The sequence below is a fragment of the Tepidanaerobacter sp. GT38 genome (assembly GCF_021991635.1).
Lineage (GTDB): Bacteria > Bacillota > Thermosediminibacteria > Thermosediminibacterales > Tepidanaerobacteraceae > DTU063.
This window is the reverse complement of the sequence record NZ_JAFFJA010000082.1, coordinates 1-16,739: the sequence shown is the minus strand read 5'-3', so window position 1 is coordinate 16,739 and position 16,739 is coordinate 1. Positions and strand designations below refer to the sequence as shown.

Sequence of the window (16,739 nt, the reverse complement as noted above, 5' to 3'; positions counted from 1 at the left end):
TTTTACGGGTGGTCATGATTAATCTCTTTTTATTTTGATTTGTCAAATATGTTATAATATAATAACAAATTATTTTGTACAAGCTATTGGCTTAAGGGGGAGGGTGAAATGACGGACTACAAGCTGACAGATGTTATCGATAAAGTAAAACTTCGGGAAATGCTGGCAAAATTCACAGAAGCTACGGATTTAGCTGCCATACCCTGTGATTTAACAGGAAAAAACGTGACTGATCCTACTAATTTTACAAGACATTGTCACATGGTGCGTTCCACTGAAATCGGAAAAAAGCTGTGCTACGCATCTGATGAAGAACATGGCCGAATATCCATGGAACAAGGCAAGCCGGTAATTTTCCCATGCCATTGTGGGCTGATGGATTTAGCTGCACCCATTGTAGTTGAAGGCAAGTGTTATGGCTATATATTATGCGGCCAGGTTTTTCTCGAACCGCCAGAGGCAGAGGACATCAGGAAGGCGAGGCTTAGAGCAAAAAAGTTCGGCCTGGATGAAGATGAATATGTCCAAAGCTTTTTAGAGGTAAAGGTTTTCACAAAAGAGAGATTGATCGCTGCTACGGAAATGTTAAATATTTTCTCTAACTACATAGTGGAATTGGGAATAAACAATCTTATGCAGCAAAGGCTTTTAGAGGAAGAACGACTTAGGCTACAGCTTGAAAACACCTTACACTCCATGGAACTAAAAGTTTTGCAGGCCCAGATGAACCCTCATTTCTTGTTTAACACTTTAAACACTGCCGCAAGGCTATCCTATCTTGAAAATGCAAAGCGGACCGGAGAAATCATATATTCATTGGCAAGTCTTTTAAGATATTCGCTTAGAAACTTAGAACAATTTGTTACTTTAAAAGAAGAGATAACATATATACAGCATTACCTGCACATACAAAAAGCCAGATACCAGGATTTGCTAAAGACGTCTATTGATGTGCCCGCTAGTCTCAATGACATTTTAATCCCGGTTATGACGCTGCAGCCGCTAGTGGAAAATGCCATAATTCATGGTTTGGAGCAAAAGGAAGATGATTGGGAGTTAAGTATTAAGGCCTATGAAGAAAATGAAATTGTCATAATTGAAATTAAGGATAACGGCGTGGGAATGGACAGTAAGACACTAAACGAATTGAATAAGTTCACGAGAACTGGTAAAGGACATGTAACGGGTATTGGAATTCCTAATGTGGATATTAGAATGAAGCGATATTTCGGATCTAATTATGGTCTGACAGTGGACAGCCAGCTAGGAAAAGGTTCCGTTACGAGATTGAAGTTTCCTAAGACTTTTAAAGATTTGGCTGCTTCTTGGGGTGAAGTGTAATGGAATATACTGTATTAATTTGTGATGATGAAGTTTTGGAACGACAGGTGCTAAAGTCTATAATAGAAAGTTCCAATCTGCCGTTAAAGGTAGTCGGAGAGGCCAGAAACGGCATAGAGGCATTGGAACAGTCGGAAAAATTAAGGCCTGATATATTGCTAATCGACATAAAAATGCCTGGAAAGGATGGGATAACAGCAGGGGCGGAAATTAAGAAGCTTTGCCCAAAGTGCAAGGCAATATTTATTACGGCATATGATGAGTTTGAATATGTAAAAAGAGCTCTGCAAATCGGCGCTGTAGAGTATCTGCTAAAGCCTGCCAGACCCGATGAAATATTGGCGCTTCTCGCCAAGACTGTGGATGAATTAAACCAAGAAAGGCAAAAGAAGCTCAAAGAAGAAAAGCTTCTAGAATCAATAAAACAAGCGGCTGGTATGCTAAAGTCAAGTATAATGGTGAGCCTCATTATGGGACATATAGAGGATGAAAGTGTGCTAAAATCCCGAGCAAAATTGCTTGGCATAAAAGAATTTCCATCTTCCATAATGATTATATTGCCTGATGTGGGAGCTGACCATTCGGAAGCCGAATTGGAGCGATACGAGGTTTTCAGGTTCATCGAAAACAAGTATTTAAATGACGACAATGTGTTTTTGTTTTTTATGAGTGAAGAAATTGTCATGGGCCTTACATCAGCTTATGGCAGTGCTGTTTCAGTGGCGGAAGAAATACGAAAGATGATTGAAGAGAACCTGGATATAACTGTAACTATAGGCGTTGGCGAAGACCACAAAGACATAAAAGGCCTTTTCAACGATGCTAGGCTTGCAGCACAACTAGGCAGATTTTACATTGGTTCAAACAATGTAATCACATCCAATATGATACAGGACTTTTTAGGTCGTCTCGGTGAAAACAAGCTTGATAAAGAAAATACCCTGCTAGAATATGTAAAAATGGGCAATTATAAAGAGGCATTAGTTGTTATGGAGCAAATCCTTCAGGATATTTTTGTATTAAGCAAAGGCTCTCTTGTGGATAGTCAGGTTCGGATTTGTGAAGTGATGGTTATGGTGTGGCGGACAGCCCGACAGGTAGGGCTAATAGAACCGGAAAATAGCTATATTTATTCAAACTATTTGCAGAAATTAACCAGATGCCAGACTTACGCAGCTTTGAAGAACTGCTGTGAGGACTTTCTGGAAGAAGTTTTTTCAAAAATAAATAATTTTGATTCCAGTGATATCATAAAACAAGCCATGAAGTATATTGAGGAAAATTACAATGAAGATATTAAGCTGGCAAGACTGGCCAAGGAAATATACATAAGTCCCGATTACTTTAGCCGCTTATTTAAGAAAGTAGCTGGCTGCACTTATGTGGAATACATAACAAAGATAAGGATTGAAAATGCTAAGATATTGCTCACGAATCCAATTATCTCCATAGCTGAGGTGGCAAAAAAGACCGGCTATTCAGATCCGAATTATTTCAGCAAGGTTTTTAAAAAGACTGTGGGTATGTCCCCGACTCAATACAAGAAAATTCATAATAACCCATAAAGTCAAATTAATCCAGAAAAAAGCAGAAAATTACCTACTTCCCTCTTAACTTGTCAAAAGTTAGGAGGTTTTTTTTATTTAAAATACAGATTTTTAACAAAATATTATAGAGGCTAAATTTTCCCTATATAGAATTTAAAAAGCTAAATTAAAAAAATTTTTTTAGGAGGGAAATTCATGGGTGGAGAAGCTTTAGGTATGGTTGAAACAAAAGGATTGGTACCTGCTATTGAAGCTGCTGATGCAATGGTGAAAGCGGCAAATGTGAAGCTAATTGGCTATGAAAAGATTGGATCAGGCTTGGTAACTGTCATGGTTCGCGGTGATGTAGGAGCTACCAAGGCTGCCACTGATGCAGGTGCAGCAGCTGCTGGCAAGGTAGGCCAGGTCGTTTCAGTCCACGTGATTCCACGTCCTCATGCTGATGTGGAAAAAATTCTACCGAAATCAGAATAACACAAGGTAGGAGGTGAGCTTTGTGGAAGACAAACTGGTGCAAAAAATTGTCAATGAAGTAATGGGGAAAATCAACAATGAGGCAAAAGAAGAGGCTGCAAACGCAATGACACGGATTAATCCGGGAATGACGGAATTTGTAGGTATAAGTGAAGGCGATACCATAGGCCTTGTTATCGCCAATGTGGATCAGGCCCTTCATGAAAAGATGGGAATCGATAAGAAATTTAGGTCAATAGGAATTGTTGGCGGAAGGACCGGAGCCGGTCCGCAGATAATGGCTGCAGATGAGGCGGTTAAAGCCACAAATACCGAAATCGTCACTATAGAATTGCCAAGAGATACTAAAGGCGGCGCCGGCCATGGCTCACTGATTATCTTCGGGGCAGAGGATGTTTCAGATGCCCGCAGGGCTGTAGAAGTCACCCTGAAGGAACTTTACAGAACTTTTGGAGATGTATACGCCAATGAAGCGGGACATTTGGAATTCCAGTATACGGCGAGAGCCAGTATTGCCTTAGAAAAAGCCTTTGGTGCGCCCGTAGGCAAGGCTTTCGGCTTGATAGTCGGGGCACCGGCTGCTATTGGCGTAATCTGCAGCGATACCGCAGTGAAGGCAGCAGAAGTAGATATACTGATGTATGCTAGTCCGGCAAAAGGCACCAGCTTTTCCAATGAGGCCATTATAGCTATTTCGGGAGATTCCGGTGCTGTGCGGCAAGCCATCATATCAGCTAGGGAAGTGGGCAAGCAGTTGCTTTGGGCATTGGGGTCTGAGCCTAAGTCTGTGACCACTCCTTACATTTAAGATTTTGTCGGAAGGGGGTTTATAAGTTGAAGTCTACGGCGTTTAAATCTAAAAGATTTAAAGTATTGGCCGAAAGGCCAGTAAACCTGGACGGGTTTGTAGCTGAATGGCCGGAAGTTGGTTTAATCGCCATCAACAGTCCCAATGATCCTAAGCCCAGCATTAAGATCGAAAACGGCAAAGTAGTGGAAATGGACGGCAAGCGACGCGATGAATTTGACATGATCGACCAGTTCATAGCAGATTACGCCATAGATTTAAATGTGGCCGAAGAGGCAATGGCTATGGATTCTACAGAGATTGCCAAAATGCTGGTTGACATAAACGTGCCCAGATCTGAAGTTGTGAGGATTGTACAAGGCCTTACCCCTGCCAAGATAACCGAAGTAATCAATCAAATGAATGTGGTTGAAATAATGATGGCAATGCAAAAAGCCAGGGCACGCAAGCGACCTGCCAATCAGTGCCATGTAACAAACGTGCGGGACAATCCCGTTCAAATAGCAGCAGATGCTGCAGAAGCGGCCATCAGGGGATTTGATGAACAGGAAACTACAGTAGGAATTACGAGATACGCACCTTTTAACGCCCTGGCACTTTTGGTAGGCTCTCAGACCGGCAGGGGCGGAGTTCTGACCCAATGCGCCCTGGAAGAGGCCTTTGAATTAAGCATCGGAATGAGGGGCCTTACTTCCTATGCGGAGACCATTTCTGTATACGGCACCGAGAGGGTATTCGTAGACGGCGATGATACTCCCTGGTCAAAGGCTTTCCTTGCATCGGCCTATGCATCCAGGGGAATAAAGATGAGGTTTACCTCAGGTACCGGCTCTGAAGTCCAGATGGGCTTTGCTGAAGGCAAGTCCATGCTTTATCTGGAAGCACGTTGCATAATGATAGCTAAAGGCGCAGGCGTTCAAGGCTTGCAGAACGGCTCCATCAGCTGTATAGGCATTCCGGGAGCAGTGCCCAGCGGAATCAGAGTAGTTGCAGGGGAAAACCTGATAACCATGATGCTGGATTTGGAAGTGGCATCCGGCAATGACCAGACCTTCTCCCATTCTGATATCAGAAGGACTGCAAGGCTGCTGTTGCAAATGATGCCTGGCACCGATTTTATTACGTCGGGATACAGCGCAGTGCCCAATTATGACAATATGTTTGCAGGTTCGAACGTTGACATAGAAGATGTGGACGATTACATGGCCCTTCAGCGGGATTTGATGGTAGACGGAGGCTTAAGACCCGTATCGGAAGAAGAAGTTCTTGCTGTCAGAAATAAAGCGGCAAGGGCCTTACAGGCCGTATTTAACAAACTAGGCCTTCCGCCGATTACCGATGAAGAAGTTGAAGCCGCTACGGTTGCTCATGGTTCCAAAGATATGCCCCCCAGAGATGTAAATGAAGACTTGAAAGCTGCAACGGAAATGATGGAACGGGGCGTGACAAGTCTTGATGTAGTTAAGGCTTTGGCAGAAAGCGGCTTTGAAGACGTGGCGCAAAACATTCTCAACATGTTAAAGCAGAGAATCGCAGGTGACTACTTACATACATCGTCAGTCCTGGATGAGAACTTCAATATAGATTCGGCAGTTAACAACCCCAACGATTATCAGGGTCCAGGCACGGGGTACCGCTTATCTCAGAAACGGTGGGATGAGATCAAGAATATACCCAATGCCTTAAAACCTGAGGATTTTGATACTAACAAAGGGGGGAACTAATATGATAAGCACTGAAGCTTTGGTGGATAAAGTAGTAAATGAAGTGCTCAGACAGCTTAAAAGTGAAGGGATTGTAGATAGTCCAAAAGTCAAATCCTCAAATATCGCCTCACAGCTGGATTTGACAGAGATAGGTCCTGCCAAACAAGGAACTGTAGAAGACGAAGTTATAATTGGCATTTCGCCGGCTTTCGGTCGTCACTTTCAAGAAAACATAGTAGGTGTTCCATTAAAAGATATTTTGCGGGAAATAGCCGCAGGAGTATCCGAGGAAGGCCTGCAGTTTAGGATAATAAGGGTAAATCACACTGCAGACGTGGCTTTTATTGCCCATACTGCGGCTAAGCTGTCAGGTTCCGGTGTAGGAATCGGAATCCAATCCCGAGGCACCACAGTAATTCATCACAAGGACTTGGAACCCCTTAACAATTTAGAGCTATTCCCCCAATGTCCTGTAATGACATTAGATACCTACAGAATGATCGGAAAAAATGCCGCCAAGTATGCTAAAGGCGAATCACCTGAACCCGTTCCCGTTGTAAATGACCAGATGGCACGGCCCAAATACCAGGCAAAAGCAGCAGTTATGCATAATTTCGAGACTAAATACGTAAAAACAGGTGTTAAGCCTGTAGAGCTTAGCTTTACTTTCAATTAGGGAGGTGTTCGGGATGATAGATGAAAAGAAAATAGAAGAACTGGTTCGTCAGGTTCTGGCAAGTGTGGGAAAAACACAGTCTACCGAGGGGTGTGCAGGTGGCACTTCACAAACTGAATGCAGCAATCTGGATGTAAAAAGAGATTATCCCCTTGGGAAAAATAGACCGGATTTAGTTAAAACCGCGAGAGGTCAAAGTTTAGATGATATAACTTTAGAAGAAGTTATGAATGGCAATGTAAAACCTGAAGACTTGAGGATAACGGACAAGACTCTGCTGATGCAGGCGCAGATCGCAGAACAGGTAGGTCGGCGGCAGCTGGCTCAAAATTTCAGAAGAGCCGCTGAACTTACAAAAGTGCCTGATAAGAGGATTCTTGAGATATATACTGCTTTAAGGCCTTATAGATCGTCAAAGGAGGAGCTCTTGGCAATTGCTGATGAATTGGAGCACACCTATAATGCACCTCTTTGTGCAAATCATGTAAGAGAAGCCGCTGATGTTTATGAACGCAGGCGGTTGCTAAAAGGGATGGAGTAACGGAGGGGTAAAATGCTCGTAGCAGGTGTAGATATTGGAAACAATACGGTAGAAGTAGCACTTGCCCAGGTAACGGAACACAAGACGGTTTTTCTTTCAAGCGGAATCGCACCAACAACCGGCGTAAAAGGCACAACGGCAAATATTACCGGAGTTAAGTTTGCCATAAATGATGCTTTAAAAAAAGCTGGAGTTGATATAAAAAACTTGGACCTTATCAGGATAAATGAAGCAACACCAGTGATCTCTGATATGGCCATGGAAACTATAACAGAAACAATAATAACAGAGTCAACGATGATCGGACATAATCCGTCTACACCGGGTGGAAGAGGGTTGGGGGTAGGGAAAACTACCCTCATTTTCCACCTAGATAAAGTAAAACCCGGTGAAGAAGTTATAGCAATCGTGCCTCAAAGCGTAGACTTCGAACATGCAGCGGCTATGATAAACAGTGCGTCAAGCAGAGGAGTTTATGTAGAAGGGGCAGTAGTCCAAAAGGATGACGGAGTGCTCATTGCAAATCGCTTAAACAACAAAATACCTATTGTAGATGAAGTGGCCTACATTGACAAAGTCCCCTTGGGAATGCCTGCAGCAGTAGAAGTAGCTGAGCAGGGATATACCATAAAAACCCTTTCAAATCCATATGGAATAGCTACGGTTTTTAAACTTTCACCTGAAGAGACCAAAAACATAGTTCCTGTGGCTAGAGCGCTAATTGGCAATCGCTCTGCCGTAGTAATTAGAACACCTGCGGGAGATGTACAGGAGAGGAGAATACCTGCAGGAAGTATAGTGCTTTTTGGGGAAAAGGGTAGGACTACTGTTGACCTTGATGAAGGTGCAAAAAAGGTGATGGAAGAACTTGACCGTATATATCCACTCCATGATGCCCAGGGGACTGCTGGCACTAATGTGGGAGGGTTGCTTTCAAAAATTCGCTCCACCATGGCTGATTTAACAGGGCAAAAGCCGGATTCCATAAAGATTCAGGATATATTGGCCGTTGATACATTGGTCCAGCAAAAAGTCAAAGGTGGCCTTGCCAATGAATTTTTTGCAGAAGATGCGGTGGGAATGGCCGCAATGGTAAAAAGTTCCAGGCTACCCATGGAGAAGGTGGCTAAGATAATTGAGGAAGAACTGTCGGTCCCCGTTCACATAGCGGGAGTTGAAGCCCAAATGGCCATTAACGGCGCTTTGACAACACCCGGTACTGCAAAACCACTGGCTATTTTGGACTTGGGAGGCGGCTCCGTTGATGCTGCGTATTTGACGGCAGATGGGAAAGTAAAGACGGTTCACATGGCCGGTGCCGGAGATATGGTCAATATGCTGATGGGTGCTGAACTCGGCATAACAGATAAAATGCTGCTGGAAGATTTAAAATGCAATCCACTGGCAAAAGTGGAGAGCATGTTTTCCATCAGGTTGGAAGATGAAACGGTGAAGTTTTTTGACAGCCCTTTAGACCCTCAACTTTTTGCAAGGGTTGTAATTTTAAAAGATGATGGGATGATTCCGCTGCCGGGGAACCTGAAACTCGAAAAGATAAGGACTGTAAGGAGAGAAGCAAAAAAGAAAGTATTTGTGACAAATGCCATTAGAGCCTTAAAACAGGTTGCACCGGCTGGAAACATAAGGCTTTTGGATTTTGTGGTCCTATTGGGAGGGTCTGCTTTAGATTTTGAAATACCGGATATGATTTCCGATGCCCTTGCCAATTACGGCGTTGTGGCTGGCCGAGGCAATATCCGGGGAACAGAAGGTCCTAGAAACGCAGTGGCAACAGGACTTGTGCTTAGCGGGTGATAGAATGGGAAGATATAAGGTTAAGCCAACAATTCTAATATATTACGATAATGACAATATGGCTCAAATACCTTTAAGAAAACTAAGAGAAGGATTAGAAGAAGAAGGAGTTCCCTGGGAGGAAAAAGAGGTTCATGGAAATGCTCAGTTTCTGGCAAAACAGGCAGCTCAAGATTCGCAACTTGGAATAGGCATCGGCCTGATATCCGACGGAACATGTCTTTTACAGCACAGCCGTATGTCTGTAGGCAATCCTATAATGAAAGTCATGGCAGGTGCTGATACCATGGAAAACTACAGAGTATTGGGGGCAAATGCTGCCAGACTGGCTAAAAACATGCCACTTAAGTGGTTTTAAGGAGGGAGAGTGTGAAAAGCCAAAAAGCGCTGGGGATTATCGAAACTTATGGTTTAACATGTGCCATAGAAGCAGCTGATACTGCCCTCAAGGCGGCAAATGTAATGCTGATCGGCTATGAATTGGCACGTGGCAGTGGCCTTACCACAGTGAAAATCATGGGAGATGTAGGCAGTGTAAAGGCTGCTATTAGTGCAGCCGATGCATCTGCTTCCAAAATTGGAAAAGTAGCAGCCGTTCACATTATTCCCAGACCCCACGATGATATAGAAATACTTATGCGCTCAGAAAAACCCTTGGAAACGAAATCTGATGAGCCAAAATCAGAGGTGGATCAAAGCCCAGAGAAAAATGGACAGCAGGATGTGCAGCAGATTCCACAGAAAGATGAAGACCCAGAGCAAAAATATACGTGTAACCTGTGCAAGGATCCCAAATGCCCCAGGAAAAAAGGTGAACCTCGAACAAACTGCATTCACTACAAGAAAGAAGATGCTTGAGGTGACGAGAGTTTATGGATATAAGCAAAGAGCTGGTGGGAAAAGTCGTCTGTACTGTGCTGTCGCAGCTTAAAGACGAAGAAAGACCAAAATTGGAAATAATCGTAAATGTTTCGGCAAGACACGTTCATCTGTCACAAGAACATCTTGAAATACTCTTCGGGAAAAACCATACTCTGACGCCTATCCGGGAGTTAATGCAGCCCGGGGAATTTGCTGCCAAGGAAACCGTTATGATTATAGGGCCTAAGGGAGTTATCCAGAATGTAAGGGTGTTGGGGCCTTTAAGGTCCAAAACCCAAGTAGAGATTTCTAAAACCGATGGATATACTTTGGGAATTGACGCTCCTGTGAGAGAATCGGGAAATGTTCAGAATACACCGGGATGTGTATTGGTCGGCCCTATGGGAGCAATTAGGTTGGAGCAAGGCGTCATATGTGCTCTCAGACACGTACACATGCCGGATGATATAGCAAAAAAGTGGAATTTAAGAAATAATCAATTTGTCAAAGTGGCAACTTGTGGCGATCGGAAGGTCATTTTCGATAAAGTTCTGGTCAGGGTATCGCCCAAATTTGTATTGGAAATGCACCTGGATACCGATGAGGCCAATGCTTCTGGTGTAAAAAGCGGTGATAAAGTATATTTGATAAATTAAGGGGGAAGAACCCTTGTGTCTCAGTGAAGTAAAGTCTGGTGAAAAGTTGTGTGAGGCATTTTGGGATTGTCTCAATGGCAGGATTTTCCACGGCTCTGGCAATTACAGGATTGGCGTGGATTTAGGCACTGCCAATGTGGTAGTGGCAGTGGTTGACGATGAAGACAATCCCGTGGCGGGGAAAATAGAAAGAGCTGAAGTTGTAAGAGATGGGATTGTGGTAGATTTTGTTAAAGCAAGGAACATTGTTGAGAACATGATACAAGAACTTGAGCATGAACTTAGAACAGATTTACAGTATGGAGCTTGTGCTGTGCCTCCAGGCACGGCAGCAGGAGATTTTCGGGCCACAAGACACGTTGTGGAATCGGCAGGCATTGAGGTGCTGGATGTATTTGAGGAACCAGTAGCAGCCGCCAAAGTTTTAGGCATGGAAGATCAGGCTATAGTGGATATAGGTGGCGGAACTACCGGCATATCTATAATTAAATCCGGCGAGATTATTTACACTGCTGATGAGCCCACTGGTGGAGTGCATTTTACCCTAGTTATTGCTGGAAATTACGGTTTAGATTTCGACAGGGCAGAAGAGCTAAAACTTGATAGTTCAAATCACAGGAAACTTTTGCCCGTAGTTAAGCCCGTAATGGAGAAAGTGGCTACGATAATACATAGACACATTAAGGGATATGATGTGGAAAAAATCTGCTTGGTAGGCGGTACAAGCAGTTTTGAAGGTTTAAAAGATGTGATTGAGCAAGTAACCGGCATTCCGGTTTACGTTCCTAAGCACTGCATCCTGGTTACGCCCCTAGGCATAGCACTTTCTTGCAGAAAAGGGGGTATATAAATGGATAACCTGCAATTAGAACAAAGGATAAAAGCTTTGGTGGAAGAAACCGTAATGAGAATAATGAAAGGCAGACTGCTGGTCGTTGTGACCGGAGGAACTATAGGAGCAGAAACTGCCTTAAAGGAACTGGAAGAAAGTATTAAGCATAACCGAATAGATGTCGATGTGATGATGTCTGCTGCAGCTTCAAAAATCCACGATGCTTTAAAAATAAAAGAGAGATTAAGTGCCGGCAAAATTTATATTGAAGGCAGAGAGAGGATTCAAAATCTTAAAGATTACACAGGAGTAATTGTGGCGGTTCTTTCCAGAAATACTGCTGCTAAAGTGGCAAACCTGATACTGGATTCCTACGCGTCAGAGCTGATGATAGATGCTCTAATGCTTGGCATTCCCGTTATTGCGGCAAAAGATGCGGCAGATGTGGAAGGACCCCAGTGGAGCAGGTTAGGCTTTAATTGGCCAAATGCACATCTCAAAGGTGCTTTTGCCAGAAACCTTTCCGTACTGAAAGACTATGGTGTCAAATTGTGTGCCGCAGATAGCCTCGGCGACATGGTACAAAAGGTTATGTTTTGCCAAAGGTCATCTGAGATGACTGAAGATACGCATAAAACATGTGCCATTAAAGTTGACAAAAATCCCGTCACCAGAAAAGATATATTGCCGTATTTAAACGAAGGACGGGAAATCAGCATACCTAAAAGTGCTTTGATAACCCCCCTTGCGCAGGATTTAATAAGAGATTTTGGCTTAAAAATCATTAGGGAGTAGGGATAAAAATGCTTTTAGCAAAAGTGGTAGGAACTGTAGTTGCCACCAAGAAAAATGAGACTTTAATCGGCTCCAAGCTTTTGATAGTAAAACCTTTAAGAAAAGGATTAGACGAAACAAGTGAAAGCGATGAGGTAATGGTAGCTGTTGACTCCGTAGGAGCAGGAGTAGGAGAACTGGTCTTGATGGTAGCCGGCACTACCGCCAGCCGCATTATGTCAAATGATAAGGCCCCAGTTGATGCAGCAGTAATCGGCATCGTAGATGATATAGAAATGAGCGGGGGGTATTGAGGTTGGCCATATATACCAAAACCGGAGATTCTGGCAAGACCAGCCTTTTTGACGGAAAGAGATTATTCAAAAGCGATACGAGAGTAGAAGCTTACGGCACCGTGGATGAACTTGTTGCAGCTATAGCCCTGGCAAGGTCATTTAATTTAGGCATGGGCATATCAGAGATATTGAAGAAAATTGAGGAAGATTTGTTTCTTGTAGCAGCTGAGCTGGCTACCAATAAGCCCAATGTGTTAAAAAGTAGGGTTACTCAGGAACATATAAACTGGTTGGAGACAAGAATCGATGAGATAATGTCTAAAACCAGTTTGAAAAATGACTTTATAGTGCCAGGACCGTATAAATCTTCAGCCTCTATGCACTTGGCGAGAACTATTGCCAGGAGGGCAGAACGGCAAGTGGTGAAAGTAAATCTAGAAATACCGGTTCGAAAGGAAATATTAATATATTTAAATCGATTATCAGATTTGCTTTTTGCCATAGCAAAATTACAAGAGGAAGAGGAGACAGTTAAACAGGCCATGGAAAGGGTAAAGACAAACTTTTCTCAAAAGGCAAGCCATATCCAAAATATAACGCTGGATGCAGCCAAGGCTATCATAAAGGCAGCTGAAAAGAAAGCTGGAGAAATAGGTGTGCCCATGGTCATTTCTGTCGTAGACAAAGGAGGTTATTTAGTAGCCCTTCACAGAATGGATGGAGCCCTTTTGGCAAGTATCGAAATTTCCATTAACAAAGCCTATACCAGTGCAGTCCTCAGATTACCTACTTCTGATCTAAATAAATTGGCAAATCCAGGAGGGGAGCTCTTTGGTATAAATACCCAAAACAGCGGCAGATATGTGACTTTCGGTGGAGGTATTCCGATTTTTTGCGGCAATGAAGTTATAGGAGCCATAGGGGTTAGCGGAGGAACAGTTGAAGAAGATGAAACCGTGGCAAAGGCCGGCTTAAAAATAATAACCGAAGGGAGTGAAGCTTAGCATTATGATTCAGGAAGAACTAATTTCCCTTATAAAAAATAAGATCATAGATGAGCTGTCAAAGGCTAATGGCCCCGATGAATCAGAGCTTGGCATATTTAATACGGTAGATGAGGCAGTTTGTGCTGCAAAAGAAGCTCAAAGGCGATTAAACATGCTGGATTTAGAAAAAAGGGAAATCATTATATCGGCCATCAGAGAAGTAAGTATTAACAATGCAAATTACCTGGCCGCCCTTTGTGTGGAAGAATCCCAGATGGGAAGGGTAGATGATAAAATAGCCAAAATTATTCTGGCAGCCAAGAAAACTCCAGGTACTGAAGATTTAACGCCTTGGGCAAAATCCGGCGACCATGGCCTCACCCTTGTTGAAAGAGGGCCGTTTGGGGTGCTTGCAGCAATAACTCCTGTTACAAATCCCGTTTCCACCATTGTCAACAACAGCATAGGCATGATTGCAGGTGGCAACACGGTAGTGGTAAATCCCCATCCCCGAGCGGTTAAGGTCAGCATAGAGACAATAAAGCTCATCAATGATGCCATTGCTAAGGCTGGCGGACCAAGGCACCTGATTTGCACCGTGAAAGAGCCTACCATACAGACAAGTCAACAGCTGATGCAGCATCCCGATATAAAGATGATAGTGGCTACAGGAGGACCAGGAGTAGTAAAGGCAGCCCTTTCCTCGGGTAAAAAAGCCATAGGAGCAGGAGCTGGGAATCCGCCGGCGGTGGTGGATGAGACTGCGGATATTGCAAAGGCAGCTCATGATATAGTACTAGGGGCAAGTTTTGATAACAATCTTCCCTGTATTGCCGAAAAAGTCGTCATTGTAGTGGAAAAAGTAGCTAAACAGCTGATGGATTCTTTTAAAAATGAGAATGTATATATTTTAAATGATGAAGAATCAGATGCAATTACCAAAAAGATTGTGTTAAACGGTGCTGTTAATAAGGATCTAGTGGGCAGAGATGCAAGTTATATTCTAAGTCAGATTAAAGCTGGACCAATACCTGATGTGCGATTGTTAATAATGCCTACGGACAAGAACCATCCTTTAGTTTATCTTGAACAATTGATGCCGGTTTTGCCGGTAGTGACGGTTTCTGATGTAGATGAAGCCATTGAGTTGGCAGTGAAGTGTGAACATGGCAACCGACATACGGCAATTATGCATTCAAAGAACGTGGATAACATGACAAAATACGCCCGGGCAATTGAAACTACAATATTCGTCAAAAATGGGCCTTCATATGCCGGTATTGGCATGGGAGGAGAGGGGTTTACCACATTTACAATCGCAGGCCCCACCGGTGAAGGTTTGACCTCTGCTAAAACATTTACCCGTCAACGGCGCTGTATATTGGTGGACGGATTTAGGATAGTTTAGTAGATTTGGCAGTTAGGGGTGGTATTTTTGCAAGTAAGGGAAGTGTTGAGAGAAAAAGGAGTGGTTGGAGCTGGAGGTGCAGGATTTCCTACCTATGCCAAGCTGAAACAGGAAGGCATCGATTATTACATAGCAAATGGCGCTGAATGTGAACCGCTGCTGGATGTGAGCAAGGAAATAATGGCAAGATTTCCTGATAGAATTGTTAAAGCCCTTAGCATTTTAAAAGATTTTACTGGAGCCGGCAGTGCTGTAATTGCTTTAAAAGGGAAATATAAACAGGCAGTAAAAGCTTTGAACGAAGAACTATCAAAGACCAAGCTCAATATAAGGCTCTTTGAAATAGGGGATTTTTACCCGGCAGGCGATGAACAGATAATGGTGTTTGAAGTCACCGGTGAGGTGGTGCCTGAAGGGGGAATCCCGCTTGCGGTAGGAGCGATAGTGAACAATATCGAAACTTTATACAATGTCTATGAGGCAATTGAGGAAGATACCCCTGTTATTCAAAAATTTATTACAGTTGGGGGTCAAGTGGAAAATCCAATTACCCTTAAAGTGCCTATAGGCACAACAGTTGGGTGGTTGCTAGATTTTCTCGGTGTTGATTATAAAGACAAGGTTATCGTAGACGGCGGCCCAATGATGGGAAAGATTGTAGATTTAAATTCACCTATAACAAAGGTAACAGGTGGTTTGCTGATTTTTCCTAAACATCATCCGGCAGTATCAGTAAAGGAGTCCGACCTTAATCGTATACTGAGATTGGCAAAAATAGCATGTATCCAATGCAGATATTGTACCATGCAGTGCCCCCGTTATCTCTTGGGACATGACTTGGAGCCAAGCAAAATCATGCTTTCTGTGGGATTTAATCTGACAGATGGCTACATTAAGCAGGCAATGCTTTGCTGTGAATGCGGATTGTGTGAAGCGTATTCCTGTCCTCAGCAATTATCGCCAAGGCGGGTGAATATGACTATAAAGAGCGAGTTGGCAAAAGCAGGTTTTAAGTATGCAACAGAGAAGACTTATTTCAATCCCAGAGAATCAAGACAGTGGCGTAAAATTCCCACCAATCGCTTAAAAGTTCGGCTGAAGCTTATGGAATTTGATAGACCAGCTTTTTTGGTTGACGGAGATTTTGTAAAACCGCCGGAGGTTCACATACCTATGAAACAGCATATTGGAGCACCTGCAGTTCCTGTAGTCAGTGTCGGTGACAGAGTTACAAAATTTCAGGTTGTTGGTCGGGTTCCGGAAGATAAATTAGGATGCAATATTCATGCAAGTATAGATGGAACTGTGGTGCATTGTGATGGTCACAAAATTGTCATCCGGGGGGAGGATGTCAAATGATAAGAGCCATAGGTATTGTAGAGACCATCAGTATAGCGGCAGGTATTGAAACAGCTGATGCAATGGTAAAGATTGCGCCGGTAAAACTTTTTCTAGCAAGGCCTATTTGCCCCGGCAAATTCCTAGTTCTTGTAGGCGGAGAGGTGGGAGCGGTTAAAAACTCGATAAACGAAGGCTTCCGAAAAGCTAAGGATTATCTAGCCGATTCTATATTGATTCCGCGGGTCCATGAAGATGTATTTCCGGCATTAGAAGGGGCTACGGTGCTTGATGATTTAGACTCCATTAATGCCCTGGGAGTAATAGAGACATTTTCTGTAGGTGCAAGCATTCTTGCTGCCGATGCTGCTGTCAAAGCGGCAAACGTAAAACTTATGGAGATAAGGGCAGCTGTAGGATTGGGCGGTAAATCCTATGTAACTATGCTGGGAAGTGTAAGTGCTGTAATATCAGCAGTTGAAGCAGGTCGCCAAAAAGCCGAGCCGGAAGGGACGCTGGTAAAAAGCATAGTAATCCCCAATGTATCTAGAGATGTGTTAAATTACCTCCTTTGAAAAATTGGTCGGATAATGACACTTTCTTGATGTTTAGATTCAAAAAAGCATCCTAAAAAGATGCTTTTTTGTTTTGAGACTTACTCATAGTGTAAAATAATTGTA

The 16,739-nt window shown here is 43.2% G+C and carries 18 protein-coding genes; all 18 read left to right on the top strand.

Annotation, left to right across the window (positions count from 1 at the left end; translation table 11 throughout):
- Nucleotides 1-108: 108 nt before the first annotated feature.
- The 18 genes from JT739_RS10515 (at nt 109) to JT739_RS10430 (ending at nt 16,634) form a co-directional block, all read left to right on the top strand.
- On the top strand, nt 109-1,341 hold the full coding sequence (locus tag JT739_RS10515; RefSeq protein WP_237661076.1) for a PocR ligand-binding domain-containing protein: 1,233 nt from the start codon (nt 109-111) through the stop codon (nt 1,339-1,341).
- Entirely contained in the window at nt 1,341-2,906 is a 1,566-nt protein-coding gene (locus tag JT739_RS10510) for a response regulator (RefSeq protein WP_237661075.1), read from the top strand. The genes JT739_RS10515 and JT739_RS10510 overlap by 1 nt, the downstream gene beginning before the upstream one ends.
- A gap of 177 nt (nt 2,907-3,083) precedes the next feature.
- The gene (pduA, locus tag JT739_RS10505) at nt 3,084-3,362 is read left to right on the top strand and encodes a propanediol utilization microcompartment protein PduA (protein WP_237661074.1); all 279 of its coding nucleotides are present in this window, start codon (nt 3,084-3,086) and stop codon (nt 3,360-3,362) included.
- Between the two features lie 22 nt (nt 3,363-3,384).
- On the top strand, nt 3,385-4,170 hold the full coding sequence (gene pduB, locus JT739_RS10500) for a propanediol utilization microcompartment protein PduB (protein ID WP_237661073.1): 786 nt from the start codon (nt 3,385-3,387) through the stop codon (nt 4,168-4,170).
- A gap of 26 nt (nt 4,171-4,196) precedes the next feature.
- Complete coding sequence (locus JT739_RS10495; RefSeq protein WP_237661072.1) at nt 4,197-5,894, top strand: propanediol/glycerol family dehydratase large subunit; 1,698 nt, start codon at nt 4,197-4,199, stop codon at nt 5,892-5,894.
- A 1-nt stretch (nt 5,895) separates the two neighbouring features.
- On the top strand, nt 5,896-6,552 hold the full coding sequence (locus JT739_RS10490; RefSeq protein WP_237661071.1) for a propanediol/glycerol family dehydratase medium subunit: 657 nt from the start codon (nt 5,896-5,898) through the stop codon (nt 6,550-6,552).
- A 16-nt stretch (nt 6,553-6,568) separates the two neighbouring features.
- On the top strand, nt 6,569-7,093 hold the full coding sequence (locus tag JT739_RS10485) for a diol dehydratase small subunit (RefSeq protein WP_370642651.1): 525 nt from the start codon (nt 6,569-6,571) through the stop codon (nt 7,091-7,093).
- A gap of 12 nt (nt 7,094-7,105) precedes the next feature.
- Nucleotides 7,106-8,908 carry a diol dehydratase reactivase subunit alpha gene (locus tag JT739_RS10480; protein WP_237661069.1) on the top strand — a complete coding sequence of 601 codons (1,803 nt, stop codon included), beginning with the start codon at nt 7,106-7,108 and terminating at the stop codon, nt 8,906-8,908.
- A gap of 4 nt (nt 8,909-8,912) precedes the next feature.
- On the top strand, nt 8,913-9,266 hold the full coding sequence (locus tag JT739_RS10475; RefSeq protein WP_237661068.1) for a glycerol dehydratase reactivase beta/small subunit family protein: 354 nt from the start codon (nt 8,913-8,915) through the stop codon (nt 9,264-9,266).
- 11 nt (nt 9,267-9,277) lie between these two features.
- Nucleotides 9,278-9,766, top strand: a complete 489-nt coding sequence (locus JT739_RS12805; protein WP_370642649.1) for a BMC domain-containing protein — start codon at nt 9,278-9,280, stop codon at nt 9,764-9,766.
- A gap of 14 nt (nt 9,767-9,780) precedes the next feature.
- Complete coding sequence (pduL, locus tag JT739_RS10465; RefSeq protein WP_237661067.1) at nt 9,781-10,425, top strand: phosphate propanoyltransferase; 645 nt, start codon at nt 9,781-9,783, stop codon at nt 10,423-10,425.
- A 13-nt stretch (nt 10,426-10,438) separates the two neighbouring features.
- Complete coding sequence (eutJ, locus tag JT739_RS10460) at nt 10,439-11,275, top strand: ethanolamine utilization protein EutJ (protein WP_237661066.1); 837 nt, start codon at nt 10,439-10,441, stop codon at nt 11,273-11,275.
- Nucleotides 11,276-12,052, top strand: coding sequence for a flavoprotein (locus JT739_RS10455; protein WP_237661065.1), 777 nt, complete (start codon nt 11,276-11,278; stop codon nt 12,050-12,052).
- A gap of 8 nt (nt 12,053-12,060) precedes the next feature.
- A complete protein-coding gene (locus tag JT739_RS10450) occupies nt 12,061-12,345 on the top strand; it encodes a EutN/CcmL family microcompartment protein (protein WP_237661064.1) in 285 nt (94 codons plus the stop codon).
- Between the two features lie 2 nt (nt 12,346-12,347).
- Nucleotides 12,348-13,331: a cob(I)yrinic acid a,c-diamide adenosyltransferase gene (locus JT739_RS10445; protein WP_237661063.1), complete on the top strand. Its 984-nt coding sequence runs from the start codon at nt 12,348-12,350 to the stop codon at nt 13,329-13,331.
- Nucleotides 13,332-13,335: 4 nt separating this feature from the next.
- Complete coding sequence (locus JT739_RS10440; RefSeq protein ID WP_237661062.1) at nt 13,336-14,721, top strand: aldehyde dehydrogenase family protein; 1,386 nt, start codon at nt 13,336-13,338, stop codon at nt 14,719-14,721.
- Between the two features lie 27 nt (nt 14,722-14,748).
- Complete coding sequence (locus tag JT739_RS10435; RefSeq protein WP_237661061.1) at nt 14,749-16,080, top strand: 4Fe-4S dicluster domain-containing protein; 1,332 nt, start codon at nt 14,749-14,751, stop codon at nt 16,078-16,080.
- Nucleotides 16,077-16,634: a BMC domain-containing protein gene (locus JT739_RS10430; RefSeq protein ID WP_237661060.1), complete on the top strand. Its 558-nt coding sequence runs from the start codon at nt 16,077-16,079 to the stop codon at nt 16,632-16,634. The genes JT739_RS10435 and JT739_RS10430 overlap by 4 nt, the downstream gene beginning before the upstream one ends.
- The last annotated feature ends 105 nt before the right edge of the window (nt 16,635-16,739 follow it).

Excerpts from the sequence above, each read along its gene's own strand:
- JT739_RS10510 (WP_237661075.1), top strand. The coding sequence starts at position 1,341 with ATGGAATATACTGTATTAATTTGTGATGATGAAGTTTTGGAACGACAG.
- JT739_RS10475 (WP_237661068.1), top strand. The coding sequence starts at position 8,913 with ATGGGAAGATATAAGGTTAAGCCAACAATTCTAATATATTACGATAAT.
- pduL (WP_237661067.1), top strand. The coding sequence starts at position 9,781 with ATGGATATAAGCAAAGAGCTGGTGGGAAAAGTCGTCTGTACTGTGCTG.
- JT739_RS10455 (WP_237661065.1), top strand. The coding sequence starts at position 11,276 with ATGGATAACCTGCAATTAGAACAAAGGATAAAAGCTTTGGTGGAAGAA.
- JT739_RS10480 (WP_237661069.1), top strand. The coding sequence starts at position 7,106 with ATGCTCGTAGCAGGTGTAGATATTGGAAACAATACGGTAGAAGTAGCA.
- JT739_RS10430 (WP_237661060.1), top strand. The coding sequence starts at position 16,077 with ATGATAAGAGCCATAGGTATTGTAGAGACCATCAGTATAGCGGCAGGT.
- JT739_RS10490 (WP_237661071.1), top strand. The coding sequence starts at position 5,896 with ATGATAAGCACTGAAGCTTTGGTGGATAAAGTAGTAAATGAAGTGCTC.
- JT739_RS10440 (WP_237661062.1), top strand. The coding sequence starts at position 13,336 with ATGATTCAGGAAGAACTAATTTCCCTTATAAAAAATAAGATCATAGAT.
- JT739_RS10450 (WP_237661064.1), top strand. The coding sequence starts at position 12,061 with ATGCTTTTAGCAAAAGTGGTAGGAACTGTAGTTGCCACCAAGAAAAAT.
- pduA (WP_237661074.1), top strand. The coding sequence starts at position 3,084 with ATGGGTGGAGAAGCTTTAGGTATGGTTGAAACAAAAGGATTGGTACCT.
- JT739_RS10515 (WP_237661076.1), top strand. The coding sequence starts at position 109 with ATGACGGACTACAAGCTGACAGATGTTATCGATAAAGTAAAACTTCGG.